Source organism: Paenibacillus sp. IITD108, from assembly GCF_036541265.1.
Classification (GTDB): domain Bacteria; phylum Bacillota; class Bacilli; order Paenibacillales; family Paenibacillaceae; genus Pristimantibacillus.
Genome location: NZ_JAZHCT010000010.1, coordinates 93,564 through 112,467, shown reverse-complemented (window position 1 = coordinate 112,467; position 18,904 = coordinate 93,564). Strand labels below are relative to the sequence as shown.

Sequence of the window (18,904 nt, the reverse complement as noted above, 5' to 3'; positions counted from 1 at the left end):
GGAAAGAGGATTTGATTGGTTGCTAAGTTTTAACTAAGATTAATCTTGTTCAAAGCTGATTACACCATCATGCAGGGAAGCGATTTTAACGAGCGATTCTACACGAATGCCGCTTTCGCGCAATGATTTCCCGCCGGCTTGAAATGACTTTTCCACAACAATGCCAATTCCTACAAGCTCTGCTCCTGAACGCTCAATAATTTTGATCAAGCCTCTAGCGGCGTCGCCATTAGCAATAATATCGTCAATAAATAACACGTTATCATCTTCTGTTAAAAACGGCTTGGAAACCATAATATCGGTTACCATACCTTTAGTAAACGACGGTACACGCTCAGTATATACTTCTGTATCTCCCATCAGCGTTTTTTTGCGTCTGGCAAATACTAATGGAACGCCTAGCGCGACTGCTGTTGCAAAAGCAACGGCAATACCGGAGGATTCAATCGTTATGACCTTTGTAATGTTCTGTTCGCCGAACAATGATGCAAACTGCTGACCCATCTCCAGAGTAAGCTCTGGATCTACTTGATGGTTCAAAAATGCATCCATTCCAAGTACATCATTCGAAATGACAGAGGCTTCTTCCATAATTCTTTGCTTAAGTTTGTTCATTGTTATAACCCCCGCTAAAATCCTTTTTCATAACTTACCATACGTATGCCGGAATGCGCAACTAAAAGTACAAACTTTACTCTAAAAAACGCATCGATGTGTCAGGGCTGCTTTTTCTTACATCAATATATAAATGAATGAGCAACTATGGCTTCATGCGCTAATGTTTTTCAAAATTCACATTTCAACCAAAAGAATCTCCTCTGGACATGGTCCGAGGAGATTCACTCTTTACGAAAAACCTAAATATCGTTATCTGAAATTTACTCCATATTTTTTTCATAAGTCTTCACGGCTAATAAAACCGCCGCATGATTTACGCACCAATAGTTTAGTTTCAAAGTTCTGTACAATAGGTGAATCTTTATGATGATTGATTAAATCGAGCATTATTTCTACACTGGCAGTAGCCATTTCCTCGACAGGCAAATGCATCGTAGTGAGCGGCGGAGTAGTAAATTGTGAAAAGTCGTCGTCATCATGCCCTACAATCTCAATCTCCTCCGGTACGTTAATGCTCTTCTCATTCAAAGCATTAATAACGCCCACAGATATCTGATCGCTCAATATAAACAAGGCTGACGGTTTCTTAGAGGACTCCAATAGTTGCATAGCGGCATTATACCCGCCCTTCTCGCTAAACTCCGAATAAATGATATGCTCATCCGCCACCTTTAAACCAAGCTCCTTAGCCTCTGCCAGAAAACCTTCTTTCCGCAAACGAATTGCTGCTGAAGAAACATCAGGTATAATAATGCCAACGTCCTGATGACCGCGGTTAGCGAATAAACGGGCAACTTCCATTCCGGTATACGAGTTATCGACATTGACGCAGGAATATTTGGTCGAGCTTCGCTGATACAAGACAATGGGAACCATTGGATTTGATTCCTCGAGGTATTGCTCGTCCTCTTCTGTGGGATTGGCAATAATTGCACCGTTGTAGCGCGTACCTGTAATCAAGCTTTTCATACTGCTTAGATCCGATCCGACATACGGTTGAATCAACAGCTCGCATTCTTCACTCGAATAAAAGATTGAATTCTGAATACTTTTCAGAAATCGTCCGATCAAGGAGGTACGGGTATCGATCGTCCAGAACAACGCAATAATAGGTGCAACTGTCTCTCCGCCTGAACGAAGACGCCTCGCAGAAATATTGGGCCTGTAATCAAGAGCCTTGGCAGCGTCCAAAATCCTCTTTTGTGTAGCTGATGAAATTCGATATTGATCGCCTTTTCCATTCAACACAATAGACGCCGTTCCTTGTGCTACTTGAGCAAACTTCGCAATATCTTTAATACTAGTCATTTATTCATACCTCCTTTACTTTTCAAATTTCTTATTAAGATTAGAGTTTAAGCAAAGAGCGAGCCGTAGAACATATTGTTCCGCGGCTCAGCAAAGTTATTATATTAGCTTATCAAGCAGCGTCTGAATTTCAATATACACCGAGTCAGATTAAAAAAGCAATGATTCAGATTGTCTTCATTATAGCTTCAGTAATCGATAGATGATTACTGCCGTTTCTGCCCTAGTGGCGGATTTCAGCGGTTTCAGCGCTTTGCCGTCCCCTACAATAATACCTTCTTTTACAAGCGCAGTAGCACTTTCCCTCGCATATTCGGCTATCATGGAAACATCGCTAAAATGACTGATGTCTTTATACGTACCACTTTCTATTTGCTCTCCAGCCAGAAGGAGCGCTCTATGAACTAATACCATAATATCTTGTCTGGTAATGTTCGCTTTAGGATTGAATCGTGCGCCATCAGTCCCTTTAGCCAAGCCAAGCTCTCTGGCGACCCCTAACGCTTCATAGTAGTAGTCTGTTTTGGCAACATCTTCGAAATTAGAATGGAATTCCGCCTTGAACTCAAAAGCTCTGACAAGCAGAAGGAGGAAATCGGCTCGAGTTATAGACTTCTCCGGACTAAATTTTGTCTCGGACGTGCCAAGGATTACTCCCTGTGCCGTCAACGCTTCAATCGCATCTCGCGCCCATTCATGCTTGCCAAGATCGGTAAATTTCTTTTCAATAGGCGTTTCTGTCTCAGGCTCTGGATCCGTTGTTTTAGGCGGCTCAGTCGGAGGATAAACAACTCCTGCCGCTCTGACAGTTATTTGCGCGTAAGCATTCAGCGACTTTCCGTCCACATTCACAGTTCCTTTTACTTTAAAAGTTCCTGCTGCTTTATATTGCCCCGGATCTATCGCTTCCCAAACAACCGGATATTCGTTTGTCCCTTCTTGAAAAGTCACTTTTACTTTCGCAGGCAGTTTTGGCTCGTACCCCTGAGTCGTAACAACATTTACTTCCTCTATCTCATAAACAAAATCAATAAACTTGGCTATACGAATGTTTTTCATATCGCCTTCATTAATAGCTTGGCTATAGGACACATAAATCGTTCCATCCTTAGCTTGTATGACAGCCGGATAATGAATTTTATCCTCTTTGTCCTCCGTTACCTGAATGGGTCTGGTTGTCCATGTCGCACCCTCATCATCGGAAATCGAGATGCTCAATGAATTTCTGCCGTCCAAGGAATCGGTATGCGGCAAAACCCATTCCCCGGTTTGAAGCTTCACAATATCGAAGCCTGCATTATGTTTTAAATTCGGCTCTACTTGAGTAACTCCCCAAGTGACGCCTCCGTCTGCCGATTCGTTAAACACCATTTCCCCGTTTGGTGAAATATTCCTGAAATAGGATCTTAACGTTCCATCTTTCTTTTGCACCGTTGCCGCTTGAATATTTCCCGCTCCTGCAATAGGATCGCTATAATTCCAAGTCGTCCCGTTGTCGTCAGAATATGCCATGATCGAAGCTCTCAGGCTATCCGAATAGAGCGGCAGCAGCAATCTTGTTTTCCCTCCATACTCAATTTCCATCGCCTTATTTTTTGTTTGCCAGCCTATCACATTATAGATCGGATTCCACTCACGCAGATTATTACCGGCTCCGGTTGCTCTATCGAGGGCCTGCGGAAGCTCTTGGGTCTGCATCCTAGCTACGAAATCATCCGTTTTATCGCCATATGCCCGCGATGCCTGTATGCTATCTGTCGATTCTTTGATGGCATTCCTTAACTTCACAGCAAAGGAATCGATAATATACCTTTTTTCACCCGATGGCTTGCCGATGACTTCGACATAATTGTCTTCGCCTACTTGGCTGATCAGACTGGCATCACTGAAATATCTCATTTCCGATCCTTTAATGCCATGTGTAAAAGAACCATTGCTCCAGGTGCTTTTGCCTGTAAAATCATCACCTGGGTTAACATACATAATTTCTTGCCAATCCCATTTCGGAGCCTCTTTAAAGCCGCTTGCATATTCATAGTTTCCTTTTTCGGCATAAACATATTTAGGCTGGGAGGTTTCAAAGCGATTCGCCAGTATCGGATACCAGAACAGCCACAGTCTTTCATTCTTATCCATGTATAAAGAAGGATTAATATCAGGAAACCCCGGAACATCTACCATTACAAATGGTTCGGTCCATTTGCTTTCACCCTGCGGAAGCCTAGCCCCCATAATTTTAGTGCTGTCCCCATCCTTCTCCCCGCTGCCCTGGAACCAGGCAACCAGTAATTCTCCGTTGCCCAGCTCAACAATTGTCGATCCATGAATATGATTCTCGCCGCAATCGCACATCAGATCAAATACATCGATAAGTTTCGGTTCATTTAACTTACTGGCGGCATTCGCCTTTGGAACAGCTGGAAAAACCAATAAACTGCATGCAACAACCAGGCTTAATGCCACACTCACGATCTTGTTTATATTCACGCCAACACGCTCCCTTCACCTTGATAAGCTCGTTATTTTTGAATATAAATCGTTAATTTAGGCGCTATTTCAGGCAATAAATTCGCAGCAAATCCTTCTGGCAAATTAGCTGTGTCTATTACACCTGGTATATCTTTAATCCAAGAATTCGGCTTGTATTTATTAGCAAGCTCCGTTAAATTCCAGCTGACTCCAAGCTTTACCTCTTGCGTCTTGCCATTCGGAAGCGGATTCAGATAGGTTAAGTATCCATTGACCTCCGTAGGCAAGCTGAGCTTCTCCAGTTCCGTTATGGCGATTTTGCCAGTTGACTGGTCCATATTGGCCTCATCGACGGTAGATCCGTCAATAACCAAATCAAATTTTTCATAGCTGTAAACGACTTGTTCGGAAGCATCTTTCGCATCGCCTTCTTTAATCCAATCTTCATCAATTTTCAAATATTTAATGTTGTTATAGTTGGCTAAAGAATTACCATCCTTATCTACATCGGCGGATGTGTAATCCACTGTATAGGTAATATGGATATTGCCTTCCGCATCGCTGATTACCGCAGGGTAGTGATAATCCCCCCGTTCCGCCCTTCTGTCTGTTTCGATATGGCGTCTATATGACCACGTTTTACCATCATCGTCCGATAACAGCACAGCTAACGAATAGCGGCCATCCTCCACATTGTTATGGACAAACACCCAATTTCCATTTGGAAGAATAGTAAGATCATGACCAACCCCATAGTCGAACAAGTCATTTCGGTCCATGCCTATCGTCCATGTCATTCCATTGTCCTTTGATTCCGAATAAACAACTCGATACGGGGCTTTTCCATTGTCACGAAGATAAGCAACCAATGTACCGTCCTTTTTCTTCACCATCGAAGCTTGAATAATAGCCATGCCTACTATCGGTTCGCTAAAACTCCAAGTTTCTCCGTAGTTATCGGTAATCGCCATAACCGAAAATTCTAAATTATCGGAATATAGCGGCAAGATCATTCTTGTTGCGCCATCAGCCAGCTTAAAGGAATACGGCTTATCCTTCGTTTGGAAGCCCAGTCTTCTTCCTAGCGGATATCCCTCTTTTATCGAATATACTGAACCTTTCGCGAGCCGCATTCTCTCTATGGCAAATTGAGCCCAGTCATTCCTGAATATCTCATTCATCCCTGCACCGCCATCCTGCTGGGGCTTGAATGTATAATTCTCAAATTCCTTCAATTTAGCTTCTAAATTCAGCACAAACGGGTCAGTAGGCTGAACGCCAAATGGATGATCGCCAAGTCTTACATAGATGGCATCTTGCCAGTCCCATTTTGGAGTCTGCTCGTAACCGTTGGCATATTCATAATTTCCTTTTTCGGCATATAAATATTTGGGCTGGGAGGTTTCCCATCTGCCTGCCAGCACGGGATACCAGAACAGCCATAGTCTCTCCCTATCGTCCATATATAGCGCCGGGTTAATATCCGCGATCCGAGGGGTATCAGCAAGTACGAATGGAGTTGTCCATTCTGTCGCTCCCACCGGCAGCCGTGACGCCATAATTCGGGTGGTTGTACCGTCGCGCTCGCCATTGCCTTGGAACCAGGCGGCCATCATTTCGCCATTATGAAGCTTAACGATCGTAGAGCCGTGCGTATGCTCTTTATTAGAGCCGCCATCCAGCACCGGAGCAAAAATATCCTGTGACGGAGCCATTGTAGCAACTGTCTTCTCTGCGTTTGCGACATGACCCTGTCCATCAAGCCCAAAAGTTGATAGTACTAATGCTGTCGCTAAAGTAGTCATCAATACTTTTTTTAACCGCATTTTACATTCTCCTTTTAATATAATGATTAAGCCCACTTCTTAATAAAACGGTCCAGTTTATCATCTGCTGCTGAATCCATAGCGAGACTTGGATGGCTGACCTTTTCCGGACTCAGGCCCATCATGCTAAGCAGTTTTTTGCGTAAAATTAAGGCTCCAAGCCAGCTGTCCCCCACCTTGTTAAACTGATTAATTATACTAAGCTCCTGCTGCAAGTCTTCTGCTCTTTCATGCTCCTTAGCCGCGCAAGCTTCATATAATTGCACCAATAGCTTGGGAAATACATTGCCGAGTGAAGGAACAAGGCCGTCAGCGCCAGCCAATAACGCTCTTGCGGACAAGCTTTCATCCCCAACGAATATTTGAAACACTTGGCTGGACGCTTTTTTAATTCGCAGGCAGGCATGAATATAATCATAATTGCCGCTGCTGTCTTTAATCCCGATAATATTAGGTACATGAGACAGACGTTCAACTACACTTGGGGCAATATTCACGCCTACTGTCGCTGGCATATTGTACATCATGACAGGCAAGTCCGTGCTTGCCGCTATTGCTTCGAAATATTGAAGCTGTTCCCGCTCATCGTTGACTGGATAATAATAGGGCAGCGTACTGACAATAACATCAGCTCCCCAGGAGTGAGCCTTCTTCATATTCCGCAATACCTTGCGCGTCCCCGTATCGCCGACACCTACATATACAGGCACCCTTCCAGCAGCCTGCTCGATCGTAACGCGAGCAACCTGCTCCTTCTGTTCATCATCCATTCGAGCAAATTCTCCTGTCGTGCCCAGCGGGAATAATCCATGTACACCGCCCTTCATCATATGCTCGTTTAACTTTCGCAACGCATCAAGCTGCACCTCTTCGCGCTCATTAAGCGGGGTTACAGTCGGAACAACGATTCCTTGCAGCTTTCTTCCATCGAGTCTCTCCACTCTAAGTCATCCTTTCTATGTGTCATCAGCGGCTAAGCACGACTTCTATATGATTGATCGTTTGACGTTGATTCGTATAAACAATATGAATCTTGCCAGATTGCGCCTGAATCATCGTGGGATATGAAAACTCGCCCTCCGAATCTTCAAGAACAGCAGTCAGCTTCCAATGATTGCCTTCATCGGTGGAATGAGATACAACGAGGCGATGCCGTCCGGTCGCCGTGTCATTATGCACAAGCAGCAAGCCCTCATCGCTGCGAATGAGATCAATCCCCGTATTGTTATTCACTAACGGCAGCGGCTGTGAGGCCGTCCAGCTAAGTCCTTTATTATAAGACCAGGATACGTAAATAAACCCTTTGGAGCTGCGGGAATATGCAAGAACGCGTCCGTCTTCCAGCTCGACAAGCGATGGCTGAATGGTAATGCCGCGTGCCGTAGCATCACCGTACTTCCGCCAGGTTTGCCCGTTGTCCTCTGACCGCAAAATAAGCGAGCACCAGGCGCGTTCATCATAAATCGGCAGCAATATTTCTCCTGTTGTCAACCGTAACGGCGGCGTGCGCAGCATCGTGCCGGCTTCATCCCATAAGAGCTTTTTCGGAGACCAGGTCGCCCCATTATCCATAGAAGATGTGTATGACACTTTCGCCTCGCTCCACCAATCTCCATACAAAATAACAAAATATAAATTCAGCTTTTCCCCGTCATGCCAGAGCACCGGATTGCCCGTTGAAAGCCCCGGCAGTTCCACTAGGACTCTCGGCTTCTCCCATCCACCTTCGGAGCCGGATTTGCTCCAATACAGCACCGTGTCTTTGGAGCCCTCGAACGATCCCGAGTACCAGACACAAGCCAGGCTTCCATCCGGCAGTTCCGCAATCGAGGCTGAATGACAGGCAGGAGGCGTTAAGGTTTCAGTAAATACAGGTTGTTGTTTTTTGATAGTAAAAGTAAGCATGACAGCCCTCCCAAGCTCGCTACCTATCCTTTCACACCGGATGAGGTAATGCCTTGTACGAAATATTTTTGTAAAAACACAAACATAAGCAGTGTAGGCAAGGTCGCCATTACAGAGGCGGCCAAAGTAATGCCGTAAGCAGGAGCAGATCCGCTAGCCCCCGCGGACGCGCTCATAAATTGCGCCATGCCTACCGGCAATGTCTTGCTGGCCTCTGAATTCGTTGCAATGAGCGGCCAAAGAAAGCTATTCCAGCTTGAAACAAAGGTAATGATCGCAACTGCCGCAATGACCGGTTTGGATAACGGCAATATTACCTGCAGCCATATGCGGAAGTCGTTGCAGCCGTCTATTCTTGCCGCATCCTCAATCTCAACCGGTATAGACATAAAGAACTGTCTAAGCAGATAAACACCGGTTACATTGGCCGTCGTTGGCAAGATCAACGCTATAGGATGATCCGCAAGCTTGAATTCCGAGAACATAATGAATAACGGAATAATATCAATTTGCATGGGGATAAGCAGCATGGAAACAATAAGCGCAAACAAAAACTTCTTGCCGCGAAATTCCAAGCGTGCTAGAGCATAGGCCGCCAAAGAGTCAAAAATAACGACAATAATCGTTGAAACTACTGCTACAATTAAACTGTTTCTGAGCCAAATGAAAAACGGAAATCGCTGAAGTACCGATGTATAGTTGTCCGTCGTTGGTGTTTCTGTTACCCAAACAGGCGGATATTGTAAAATATCAAATTCATTCTTGAAGGAAGATGCGATCGTCCATAGAAGCGGTATGCCAAAAAGCGCAACTGCCATCATCATGAAAATAAAAAGGAGCGGTTTGGATAGCTTTCTTTTTTTCAGCATATTAAGCCTCCTTTCTGACTCGCATCGTCTTCATTTGAACGATAGCGAAAAGAACGAGAATCGCAAACAGGGCAAATCCAATCGCAGAACCATAGCCTAGATTAAAGTTGCTGAAGGCTTGGTGATATAAATACTGAACAAGCGTCAGAGTAGCTGTTCCAGGTCCTCCGCCCGTCATTACATACACTTGGTCGAATACCTGGAAGCAGTTAATGACTGTCATCATGACAACAACGAATGTAGTTGGAAGAAGCAATGGCAGGGTTACGCTGGTCAGCCGTCTCCATGCGCCCGCACCGTCAATCTTGGCCGACTCATACAGCTCTTCGGGAATTTCCTGCAACCCTGCCAGAAAAAGCACCATATTATAGCCGACAAGCCACCAAGAGGTCGTAATGGCGATAGATATCATAGCCATGCCGGAGCTGGTCAACCACTCTACTTTTCCAATCCCAACAAAGCTTAACGCATAGTTGAGCAAGCCTATATTGCCGTCATATATCCAGTTCCAAATAATCCCTACAACGGTAGACATGACAACATAAGGAGCGAATATTACCGTGCGCGCAAAAGCCTTTCCTTTAATCGGAGCATTCAATAATATCGCTAGGAAAAGTCCGGCTATGATTAAAGTCGGTGCTGTTATCGCCATAAAATATACAGTATTCAACAGTGCAGTATGGAACATTTTATCCTTCATCAGCATCGTGAAGTTATCAATCCCCACCAGCTCAGGACTGCCAATAATATTCCATTTGGTGAATGAGGTTAACAGCCCCGCAATGCCCGGGCCCAATCGAAACATAATAAACACTAGTAAATAAGGCAGTAAAAATAGTAGCGCTGTATGCCACTGCCTCCTATAAATGCTGTCATATTTCCGTTCAACTTGTAAGGATTCCACTCTGTAGTCTCACTCCTCTCGTTGAGTCAACAATTTAGGGCTGGCTCAAAATAGCATCAATGCCCTTCTTAAGCTCCTTGCTGACTCCGCTCGGCTCTTGGTTATTAAGCAGAATGTCATGACCCGCTGTTAGAATCGGACTAGGAGCTGTAGCAGAAAACACTTGTGCTGTTTTTGGAATATTCGGAAGAACTACCTCATACGGCATCATTTCTGCAAATGCCTCCCGGCCAGGCAAGCTTATAATCTTTCGCTGAACCTCCAATTTAGATGGTATGTTGCCCGACTTTGCCCAATCCTCGGAGTGCTCTGTAATCCACTTCGCCAGCTTCATCGCCGCTTCGCGCTTTTTGGCATCCTTCTCTACCGGGAAAGTCAGAATATGTCCGCTGCCCCATGCAGCCGGCTTATCGAAAACTTGCGGGAATACGCCTGTTGCCCATTTCATAGTCGACTGGCCTTCCAAGCCTGCAAGCTGCCACGGCCCGTCAATGGCCATTGCAGTGAGACCCGCTTTGAAATCATCGAATGGCGCTTTTTGTCCCTTTGGTGCAACCTGATGCTTATAAATCAAATCCTGCAAAAACTGCCACGCTTTGTCTGATTTAGCCATATCGAATACAGTTTCCTTGGCATCCTTGCTTAAAAACGCTTCTCCTTGCTGTGTCATTAGCGCGTACCACAAGTAAAAGGCGTGGTGGTTATTTTGAAGGCCGATGCCCCATTGCTTCACATTGTTTATGTCAAATCCAGCTTCATTCGGATGCTTTCCATTGTTATCGATGGTCAGCTTAGTCGCATATTCGATCAACTCTTCCCCTGTTTTAGGAGATTTAGCGGGATCCAGTCCGGCTGCTTCGAACATCTCTGTGTTCATGTACAAGCCGTGCATATGCATATCGAGCGGAATGCCATACTGCTTGCTATCATAGAACGTATAGTTCCAAGCATTCTCATCGAAATCTTCCTTCTTCACCCCGACCTGATCGGCAACCGGGTCAAGAATCCCCATATTGGCAAACTGCGCCACATCTTGAGGATGCATAGCCATTAAAGAAGGCGGCGCTCCTACTTTAAACTGTGTTACCAACTTCTCAAATAGCGGCGTCCATTGCAGCGTCGTTAGCGTCACTTTTATATCTGGGTTTTCACTGTTGAACCGGTCAACCATCTCCCGCATCACATCGCCGTCAGGCCCAGTCCAGCCTCCCCAATAATCAATGGCGATTACTTCGTTAGATTGTTTTTCCGGGGTGTTCTTCTCATTGTTGGATGGCCCGGACGCAGGCGCCGGTTCATTCTTCGAGCATGCGCTTAAAATTATTGCAAAAGCCAAAATCAAGGTAAGTGAAAACTTGCTCATTGTTTTTAACATTTAAACCCCTCCATCTAATTGGACATAATTTTGTGTCAATTGACCGTCGGGTATTTACACGAAAAAAAAGACATTTGCATAATCAAGCTTTGACGTTTTTAATTAACGCCTAGGCTCTTGGCGAATCACCCCCTTTTTAATAATTTGCTAATACGTTATGCTAATACGTTATGCTAATACGTTTTTTCAACGCGATTTTATTATATTGTAACCGTTCTCATTTTGTCAACAAAAAAAATCCGCTGAAGAAACACTTGGAAAACCAACGTTTCTTTAGCGGACTTATTGTTTGTTTATATGGCATCAAATACTGCTCATTTATCCCAATACGCAAATGATTATGTTCATCTGCAAAAGTAAAGATGATTTTGCGGCTGTCAGAACAAAGGAAAGATGTGGATGGCCAGGATTTCTACAGTAAAATGAACTGGTTATCAACAGGGTTGAATGGAAGCTTTTTGTTACATCTGCTATAATCTAATTAGCAATAAATGTAACCTGCTTCTATGATTCGACCAGTCCTCAGTCATCAATCGCTGTTAATTTATATAAAATGACAAATTTAGAAACTTTCCTGTTCTATAAACGTTAGTATATATATCAGACAATTATAAACGGCTTCGTTGCGATTCTATTTTTAAAGGAGGCTCCATACAGGATGAAAGTTCCAGTTCCATACACGGGTCGGTTTCAAGCACGTACTTCAATCAAGCTCTCCGTCGCAATTGCTGTTATTGCATTATCGCTTACGGCATGCCTGTCGCCGGCACCGCCTGCGCCAACCTATGTGCCTGCTATTGAGCCCGCGGCTACTGCTGGAACAAGCCCTCAAAAAAGCTATTGGGATAAAAAAACAGACCAGTCAGAGCCTCCCCAGACCGAAGACACAGAAAAATCGGCATCCGCTCTTCACGAGCAGCACAATCAAGACGGAGATGCTGTAACCTCAGCGCTATGGCAGCCTGCTTCTCCACTGCTTAAAGGGATTGCTATAGGCGACAGCATAGCAGACATACATCGCATTTACGGCAAAGAAAATAGTACATATCGGCTGACAGAAGATAAAGAAACGATTATCGTGCTGGAATATGACGGATTTTCAATTGGGCTGAATGATAAAAACGCCGTGCACTTTGTAGAAATCTATGGCAAGATGCTGCCCACCGGACTAAGCGGCATTCAAATAGGCGATCATCCTGAAGAAGCCGTACAGGAGCTTGGCAAGCCCGAAAAGCAAACAGACTATTTACTAACGTTTTCAGCCGTCGGGGCGCTGCTCAAGCTGGACATCGACCCGGACCAGAACGAAATTATATCCATTAAATTAATGTCTACCGCTGCCTCTTAGCACATCCTGCGATCCATTGCCGGTTAAATCTGTCATGCTTGTCCCCATTTCATCATAACTATTAGTTATAGGGTAGATGGACAGGGGGACTAGGAGAATGAAAACGCCGCGCTATCAAGCGATCCAAATCGCTTTTACGTATATGGGCACGATTGTAGGAGCCGGTTTTGCAACCGGCCAGGAAATATTGCAGTTTTTTACCAAGTACGGTTATATCGCTACCTACACGATCGCTATTGCTACAATTTTATTTGTATGGCTTGGCTATAAGCTGATGTTGCTTTCCTATTATATTTCTGCCAAATCATACGAAGACTTGAATAAAGCGATTTTGGGAGAACGCTTAGGCAAATGGGTAAGCCATTTCATGCTGATTATATTATTGGGCGTATCGTCGGTTATGCTTGCAGGAGCCGGCACTATCTTTCACGAGCATTGGGACCTGTCCTATCAGCTCGGGCTTATCTTGACAGGAGCCGCCTGTTATTTGCTGCTGCAAAAAGGAATGAATGCTATTCTCGCCGTCAACAGCATCGTTGTTCCTTTTATGCTCCTCTTTACTCTGTTTGTAATTCTAAAAACAAGCCAGCTGCCAACTTCTGCTCAATTTATTAGTTTAGAAACGGGCAAAAGCTTCTGGTCAGCCCTAGCCTCGCCTTTCCTTTATGTTGCCTTTAATCTGGCTCTCGCCCAAGCTGTTCTCGTCCCGCTCGGCTCGCAGGTTGCCGACACGAAAGCAATTCGTCGGGGAGCAATATTAGGCGGTATTGGAATAGGCTTCATGCTCATCGCCGGACACTTCGCCCTATCCGCCAATATGCCTGATATCGCCCAGTATTCCATTCCAATGGGAGGTATCGCCAAGCAATTCGGCTTCATTATCCAAACCGCCTATATCTTCATTATTTTTTCAGAAATTTTCACAACTTTAATTGCAGATATCTATGGGCTTACGCTGCAGCTGCACAGCCGCATTCAATGGAGCAAGCCGTTGCTGCTGTTTGCTGCTCTTGTTGCTTGTTACTTTATCAGTCAAATCGGCTTTCAAATATTGCTTTCGACCTTATACCCGATCTTCGGTTTTATTAGCCTGATTTGGCTTATTCAGCTATTCCGCCAAAAAACAATTTAGGTGCTGAAGTTTTTAGCGATTTGTCGCCCATAAATAACAGAAATCTTCTTCAGGCATGCTTAACCTTGGTGCAAATGATTGTATACCTGCTCAAGCTCCGCTATGACGCGCTGCAAAGAATAAGCTTGCTTCGCCTTTTCCCAAGCAGCATAGCTCAGCTTTGTACGATATTCGCCGTCAAGAATCATTTGCTCAAGGGCACGGGCTAGCTCATCTGGTGAATCTGGCGCTACCAGCAGGCCGTTTACGCCATCTTCAATTTGCTCGGCAATACCGCCCACCTTTGTGCCTACAAGCGCCAGGCGGCATAGCGCAGCCTCTGCAAATACTGAACCGAAAGCTTCCGCGCGCGAAGGCAATACGAAAATATCAAAGAACGGCATAAATTGCTCTGGATGGAGCATATAGCCGTAAAAAATGATATCATCGTATAAGTTAAGCTTGACAGCCAGCTGCTCAAGCTCTTCTCTTATCGGTCCGTCCCCAATTAAATGCAGCACGAAGGAATGACCTTTCTGCTTCAAGCAAGCGCAAGCGTGCAGCAGTACGTCAAGACCTTTCGCTGGCACAAGCCTGCACACCGATATAAGCTGAGCAGTTTCATTATCATGATCGATCGGTCTGAAGCGCTTCTCGTCAAAGCCGTTTGCAATAACTTGAATGGCCTCCGGCTTCTGAATATACGGGGCCAGATATTGCTTGAACGACTGAGAAACCGTCAAGATCAGATCTGCCCTTGCTTCCAGTTCTCCGTACACCGCTGTCAAAAAACGATGCTCTACTCCGCCCTCCTCGATTTTACCGTTAAGAATAAGCTCTCGCTCAAAGCTGGAATGTATGGTGACAACCAGCGGCGTATTCGGAAATAATCGCTTCATGGTAAGTGCTACGATCGGATGATGGGCATGAATAATATCGTAGCTTTTTTGAATGCGCATACGCGACCACCACAAGTAATCGCGATACGTTTGCATATACTTTTCAACTAAAGTATTACCGGTATACTCCGAAACGTCAAATGTATGAAAACGAATATCGTCCTGCCCCTTGCCGCGAACCCGCTTAGGCAAAGAAAACAGCTCCATTTCGGTACCAAGCTCCTTAAAACCTTCCTTAATATACGGAACCATAGAAGATACCCCTCCAGGCTGTTCCGGAGGGAAAAATAATGCTTGTAAAATATTCATCGTTACTCATCTCCCAGACTGCATTGTCAAGCTGCTAAACTTTTCCTATGCCTTTTTTCCTATACATGATACAATAGAACGTATGTTCCGTAAAGCGGAGCGTGATTTCATTGTACAGGTGGTCGTATCGTGTCATTATCTATTTTCAGCTTGCATGCCATGCTATTTGCCAATGGGGCAACAATCGCCGTTATCGTATTAATGCTGTTCATGGCATTTAAGCTATATGAAAGCTATAAGAACAAACAAATTTACCAGCTGTTAATATCTGCTCTGCTCCTGTTCTTCGTTAAGCACAGTTTATTGCTTTCTGATTCCCTTATACCAACAGCATACTCAAGCTGGCTGAATGTGACAGCTATTTTACTGCAAATCATCTCCTTTATCATTATAAACTTTGTTTATTTAAAATTGTATACATACCGTTCCGCACAGCTAAAGGTGGTTCCTTTTGCACTGCTCGCAGCTTTTTCGCTGCTGCTTCCTGTAGCGGAGCACTTTATGCCTCAATGGCCGATGCTTGATTTATACAGCCTGGCAGTCGTGCTTATCGTCATCATTGCCACGAGATCAGCTAATCTGACGCGCAAATATTATGCAAGCCTCATCATATATTTTATATATGAGCTGGCACGCTTGGCAAATCAATACCTATTCGAGACGTATACGCCCTACCTAAAACTAATTATTTACGCTGCACCTATCCTATACTATTGTTTATTGTTTTTATTATTATTTGACTGGGTGATCGACCGGTTGCTCACTACGTATCATGTTTCAATATTAGATGGTCTGACCGGACTGTATAATAGACGTCATTTCCAGTCGAAGGCGGAGCAGATGATACGGCAGTCAACTCCTGTTGCTATTATTTTTTGCGATATTGACAACTTCAAGAAGCTCAATGATACGAAGGGCCATTTGCATGCCGACGTTATTTTAAAGCAAGTAGCCGAAATTATTAAAGAAGAAACAGCCGAAATCGGCATTAGCGGCCGCTACGGCGGCGAAGAACTTCTTGCTTGCATCGCGGTAGCCGCCAACAAAGTGCGCCGCGTTGCTGAATCGATACGCAGCAGAGTGGAGCTAGAGTCCGGTGTAACGGTAAGTGTCGGTTACAGTATAGCCAAGCAGCCTTGCCCGATACACGAGCTCGTCAAGCAAGCGGATGAAGCGATGTACATGTCCAAAACGTCAGGTAAAAATAAGGTATCTGCCTATAAAACTATCCCCGCTGCTCTCAAAAAAAACCAGGCTGTAACCTGAAACTATAAATGAAAAAAAGACTTCCTGTTATCATTAGATGCTCTCTAATAATAATGGGAAGTCTTTTATATCATTTGTATACCGTCTAGCTTTGAAGCGGAATCAGCAGCTCTACCGGCTCTTCCTCAAACAAGGATTCATCAAAGTAAAACAGCTCTAACGATACAGCTTTTTCATCCTTAATCAAGCGCTGCTCCTCAATCCATGAGAATAGCTGTTCATATCCTTCGCCTATTCGTTTATCTGAAACTGCCGCCATCGCATACTGATGCGGCGGAATCGTAAACTGGACCATACCCTGCGGCAAATTGTCCAAATGCCGTTCTACCTCTACACAGGCCCAATAGGTAGCAAACACTTCATTACCGTAGTAAGGACAATATAACACGGATGACTTCTCCGCTCCGTTCAATTCATGCTTGCGTGCCAGAAATTCTGTTTGCAGTCTTATCGCCTCATCTCCAATTGTGGAGAAAGGCCCGCTGTAGCTCATTCCGACTAGATGTAGAGCAGATTTTGAAATGATTGAGCAGTTTTCCATGCTATTCTCTCCTTTTCATCGGTTAGAAATAATAAGCTTGGATCATCATACTACGGTAAGTGTAACATATTTTGCCATTCAAGGTACAGTTTTTTACATGCGCACAACGGTACATGCTTATTCTGCTCCGCTAATTAAAATTCCAATCGCTTCATGAATTCCTCAGCTGCGCTATAGCCCTGCTGCTTCAAATACCAGTTATTCGCTGCTGCTTCAATTAACCCGGCTACATCGCGGCCTGGCTGCAGCTGAATTTCGATATGTGGAATAGATACACCCATATAATCGACAAATTTGGGCTCAAGCTCCAGATCATTGTTCAGCTCGTTATCCTTCCATTTGGTCAGCTCTATATCAAGCACAATTCTTGTTTCATCCTGAAAGGCTTTACGCCCATATAAGCGCACTACATTAACGAGCCCAACGCTGCGAAGCGCAAGGAACTCCTTCGTTGTCTCATTATGGCTGCCGAGCAGTGTCTGATCGCTCAGCTTTCTAAGCACAACAATATCATCGGCAACCAATCTATGGCCTCTGCGAATTAACGTATGCGCTGTTTCGCTCTTGCCCACTCCCGATTTGCCGCGCAGCAATATGCCAATGCCGGATACATTGAGGCATACACCGTGAATCGATATTTCAGGAGCTAGCGACTTAAGCAAATAAGCGTCGAGCGCGCCAATGAAAGGAGTCGTGCGCAGCTTTGTACGCAGCAGCGGAATGCCTTCCTCATCGCAATATTTTTTCAAATATTTGAGGCCCTCTTGTTCAGAGGTTACGATAAAGCAGGGCGGATGGTATTTTACTATATTGCCTATATGGTGATTTCGTTCATCCTCTGTTAAGGCGTGCAAGTAATTAATTTCTTTTTTTCCTAAAATCTGAACATGCTCTTGCGGGAAAAAATCGAAATAACCGACAAACTCCAAGCCAGGACGATGCGCTCTGGCTTTTGTTATAAGACGGTCAAGACAGCTCTCGCCGGCAAGCACCTCCAACGAGAATCGTTCGGCCAATTTTCTCACTGCTACTGATTTCATCAAGGTTCACTCCCTTTCAGCGCCAAAAATCGCTCTTGCATGGTTTGTAAGCCAATTGCGCGAGCGATTTTGTGTAATCTATAGTAGTACTGTTGATTTTAGTCCAAGGTAAGCCATTTGCTCTTAAAACTCAAACACAAAATCTTCATCTGTAAGTGGTTCAACATTAAGCGTACGAATATAGCCGTTTCCTTTTTTGGAGAAAAAGTCATGCTGCTTCGTGTGCGTGCTAATGCCGTTAAATACGATCGGGTTGATTGGCTCCTCTGGAAACACAGGATCATAGCCAAGATTCATCAATGCTTTATTCGCATTATAGCGCACATAAGTCATTACTTCTTCCGCCAGCCCGATATCGCTGTACAGCTGCTCTGTATAAACCTCTTCATTCGCGTGCAGCTCCTCCAGCAGCGCTAAAATCTCGGCGCGCAGCTGCTCCTGTTCTTCTGGCTCAAAGGTTTGCATAAGCTCTTGTGCAAGCACGCCTACATAAAGGCCGTGAATGCTCTCGTCACGCAAAATGAGATTGATAATCTCGCCGCTGTTTGTCATTTTGCCCTGACCAGCCAAATATAGCGGGTAGAAAAAGCCGCTGTAGAACAAGTAGCTTTCGAGGAATACAGATGCTGCCATCGCTTTGTATAGCTCTTTTGGACCTGTAATGCTATTATAGCATGCTGTAATCATTTTTGCCTTCTTTTGCAGCTGCTCATTTGTTTCAATCCATTTAAATATATTATCGATTTCCTCAACCGATGCCAGTGTTGTAAATATGCTGCTGTATGATTTGGCGTGAATTTGCTCCATCATGGACATAAAGCCAAGCACCGCCTTGCGCTGCAGGCCATCTACAAATTCAAGAATTTTGGGCATGCCGACGCCGCCCTGAATCGTATCTAAAAGGGTAAGCCCGCCAAGCACATGCTTATACGTGTGGCGTTCTACCTCTGACATTGCAAGCCAGTCCATCTTGTCATCAGACAGTGGGATTTCTTCATCTGTCCAAAATTGCATAACATTCTGCTGCCAGAATGTGAGCGTAAAGTCATCATCCGGACGGTTCCAGTTTACTGCTTTCATAATTGGCAAGCTCCTTTTTTGCTGCATATGCAACTA

Annotated in this window: 16 protein-coding genes; 3 read left to right on the top strand and 13 right to left on the bottom strand. The window is 44.6% G+C overall.

Annotation, left to right across the window (positions count from 1 at the left end; translation table 11 throughout):
• Positions 1-39 precede the first annotated feature (39 nt).
• From V1L65_RS11310 to V1L65_RS11270, 9 genes are all read right to left on the bottom strand, one after another.
• Positions 40-615: a xanthine phosphoribosyltransferase gene (locus V1L65_RS11310; protein WP_331699254.1), complete on the bottom strand. Its 576-nt coding sequence runs from the start codon at positions 613-615 to the stop codon at positions 40-42.
• Positions 616-894: 279 nt separating this feature from the next.
• Positions 895-1,926, bottom strand: a complete 1,032-nt coding sequence (locus V1L65_RS11305; RefSeq protein WP_331699253.1) for a LacI family DNA-binding transcriptional regulator — start codon at positions 1,924-1,926, stop codon at positions 895-897.
• 180 nt (positions 1,927-2,106) lie between these two features.
• Entirely contained in the window at positions 2,107-4,413 is a 2,307-nt protein-coding gene (locus tag V1L65_RS11300; RefSeq protein ID WP_331699252.1) for an exo-alpha-sialidase, read from the bottom strand.
• A 32-nt stretch (positions 4,414-4,445) separates the two neighbouring features.
• Positions 4,446-6,221, bottom strand: coding sequence for an exo-alpha-sialidase (locus tag V1L65_RS11295; protein ID WP_331699251.1), 1,776 nt, complete (start codon positions 6,219-6,221; stop codon positions 4,446-4,448).
• Between the two features lie 26 nt (positions 6,222-6,247).
• A complete protein-coding gene (locus V1L65_RS11290) occupies positions 6,248-7,162 on the bottom strand; it encodes a dihydrodipicolinate synthase family protein (RefSeq protein WP_331699250.1) in 915 nt (304 codons plus the stop codon).
• 25 nt (positions 7,163-7,187) lie between these two features.
• Complete coding sequence (locus V1L65_RS11285; RefSeq protein ID WP_331699249.1) at positions 7,188-8,126, bottom strand: sialidase family protein; 939 nt, start codon at positions 8,124-8,126, stop codon at positions 7,188-7,190.
• 23 nt (positions 8,127-8,149) lie between these two features.
• Entirely contained in the window at positions 8,150-8,995 is an 846-nt protein-coding gene (locus V1L65_RS11280) for a carbohydrate ABC transporter permease (RefSeq protein ID WP_331699248.1), read from the bottom strand.
• Position 8,996: 1 nt separating this feature from the next.
• Positions 8,997-9,899, bottom strand: coding sequence for a carbohydrate ABC transporter permease (locus tag V1L65_RS11275; protein ID WP_331699247.1), 903 nt, complete (start codon positions 9,897-9,899; stop codon positions 8,997-8,999).
• 34 nt (positions 9,900-9,933) lie between these two features.
• The gene (locus tag V1L65_RS11270) at positions 9,934-11,274 is read right to left on the bottom strand and encodes an ABC transporter substrate-binding protein (protein ID WP_331699246.1); all 1,341 of its coding nucleotides are present in this window, start codon (positions 11,272-11,274) and stop codon (positions 9,934-9,936) included.
• 658 nt (positions 11,275-11,932) lie between these two features.
• On the opposite strand from V1L65_RS11270, the gene V1L65_RS11265 reads away from it, so the two are divergent.
• The gene (locus V1L65_RS11265) at positions 11,933-12,622 is read left to right on the top strand and encodes a hypothetical protein (RefSeq protein ID WP_331699245.1); all 690 of its coding nucleotides are present in this window, start codon (positions 11,933-11,935) and stop codon (positions 12,620-12,622) included.
• A gap of 97 nt (positions 12,623-12,719) precedes the next feature.
• Positions 12,720-13,754: a YkvI family membrane protein gene (locus V1L65_RS11260; protein WP_331699244.1), complete on the top strand. Its 1,035-nt coding sequence runs from the start codon at positions 12,720-12,722 to the stop codon at positions 13,752-13,754.
• 59 nt (positions 13,755-13,813) lie between these two features.
• On the opposite strand, the gene V1L65_RS11255 is transcribed toward V1L65_RS11260, so the two are convergent.
• Positions 13,814-14,941, bottom strand: a complete 1,128-nt coding sequence (locus tag V1L65_RS11255) for a glycosyltransferase family 4 protein (protein WP_331699243.1) — start codon at positions 14,939-14,941, stop codon at positions 13,814-13,816.
• Positions 14,942-15,070: 129 nt separating this feature from the next.
• Between V1L65_RS11255 and V1L65_RS11250 the strand changes: the two genes are divergently transcribed.
• Positions 15,071-16,207, top strand: a complete 1,137-nt coding sequence (locus tag V1L65_RS11250) for a GGDEF domain-containing protein (protein WP_331699242.1) — start codon at positions 15,071-15,073, stop codon at positions 16,205-16,207.
• Positions 16,208-16,292: 85 nt separating this feature from the next.
• Here the strand turns inward: V1L65_RS11250 and V1L65_RS11245 are convergent, their stop codons facing one another.
• The 3 genes from V1L65_RS11245 to nrdF all read right to left on the bottom strand — a co-directional run bounded on the left by V1L65_RS11245 (position 16,293) and on the right by nrdF (position 18,868).
• On the bottom strand, positions 16,293-16,748 hold the full coding sequence (locus tag V1L65_RS11245; protein ID WP_331699241.1) for an effector binding domain-containing protein: 456 nt from the start codon (positions 16,746-16,748) through the stop codon (positions 16,293-16,295).
• A gap of 134 nt (positions 16,749-16,882) precedes the next feature.
• Complete coding sequence (hprK, locus tag V1L65_RS11240) at positions 16,883-17,788, bottom strand: HPr(Ser) kinase/phosphatase (RefSeq protein WP_331699240.1); 906 nt, start codon at positions 17,786-17,788, stop codon at positions 16,883-16,885.
• A 123-nt stretch (positions 17,789-17,911) separates the two neighbouring features.
• A complete protein-coding gene (gene nrdF / locus V1L65_RS11235) occupies positions 17,912-18,868 on the bottom strand; it encodes a class 1b ribonucleoside-diphosphate reductase subunit beta (RefSeq protein ID WP_331699239.1) in 957 nt (318 codons plus the stop codon).
• Positions 18,869-18,904 lie beyond the last annotated feature (36 nt).

What these genes read in the sequence shown, in the direction of transcription:
- hprK (WP_331699240.1), bottom strand. Translation starts at nt 17,788, where the DNA reads ATGAAATCAGTAGCAGTGAGAAAATTGGCCGAACGATTCTCGTTGGAG.
- V1L65_RS11280 (WP_331699248.1), bottom strand. Translation starts at nt 8,995, where the DNA reads ATGCTGAAAAAAAGAAAGCTATCCAAACCGCTCCTTTTTATTTTCATG.
- V1L65_RS11310 (WP_331699254.1), bottom strand. Translation starts at nt 615, where the DNA reads ATGAACAAACTTAAGCAAAGAATTATGGAAGAAGCCTCTGTCATTTCG.
- V1L65_RS11305 (WP_331699253.1), bottom strand. Translation starts at nt 1,926, where the DNA reads ATGACTAGTATTAAAGATATTGCGAAGTTTGCTCAAGTAGCACAAGGA.
- V1L65_RS11270 (WP_331699246.1), bottom strand. Translation starts at nt 11,274, where the DNA reads ATGTTAAAAACAATGAGCAAGTTTTCACTTACCTTGATTTTGGCTTTT.
- V1L65_RS11255 (WP_331699243.1), bottom strand. Translation starts at nt 14,941, where the DNA reads ATGAATATTTTACAAGCATTATTTTTCCCTCCGGAACAGCCTGGAGGG.
- V1L65_RS11245 (WP_331699241.1), bottom strand. Translation starts at nt 16,748, where the DNA reads ATGGAAAACTGCTCAATCATTTCAAAATCTGCTCTACATCTAGTCGGA.
- V1L65_RS11285 (WP_331699249.1), bottom strand. Translation starts at nt 8,126, where the DNA reads ATGCTTACTTTTACTATCAAAAAACAACAACCTGTATTTACTGAAACC.
- V1L65_RS11260 (WP_331699244.1), top strand. Translation starts at nt 12,720, where the DNA reads ATGAAAACGCCGCGCTATCAAGCGATCCAAATCGCTTTTACGTATATG.
- V1L65_RS11295 (WP_331699251.1), bottom strand. Translation starts at nt 6,221, where the DNA reads ATGCGGTTAAAAAAAGTATTGATGACTACTTTAGCGACAGCATTAGTA.
- V1L65_RS11265 (WP_331699245.1), top strand. Translation starts at nt 11,933, where the DNA reads ATGAAAGTTCCAGTTCCATACACGGGTCGGTTTCAAGCACGTACTTCA.
- nrdF (WP_331699239.1), bottom strand. Translation starts at nt 18,868, where the DNA reads ATGAAAGCAGTAAACTGGAACCGTCCGGATGATGACTTTACGCTCACA.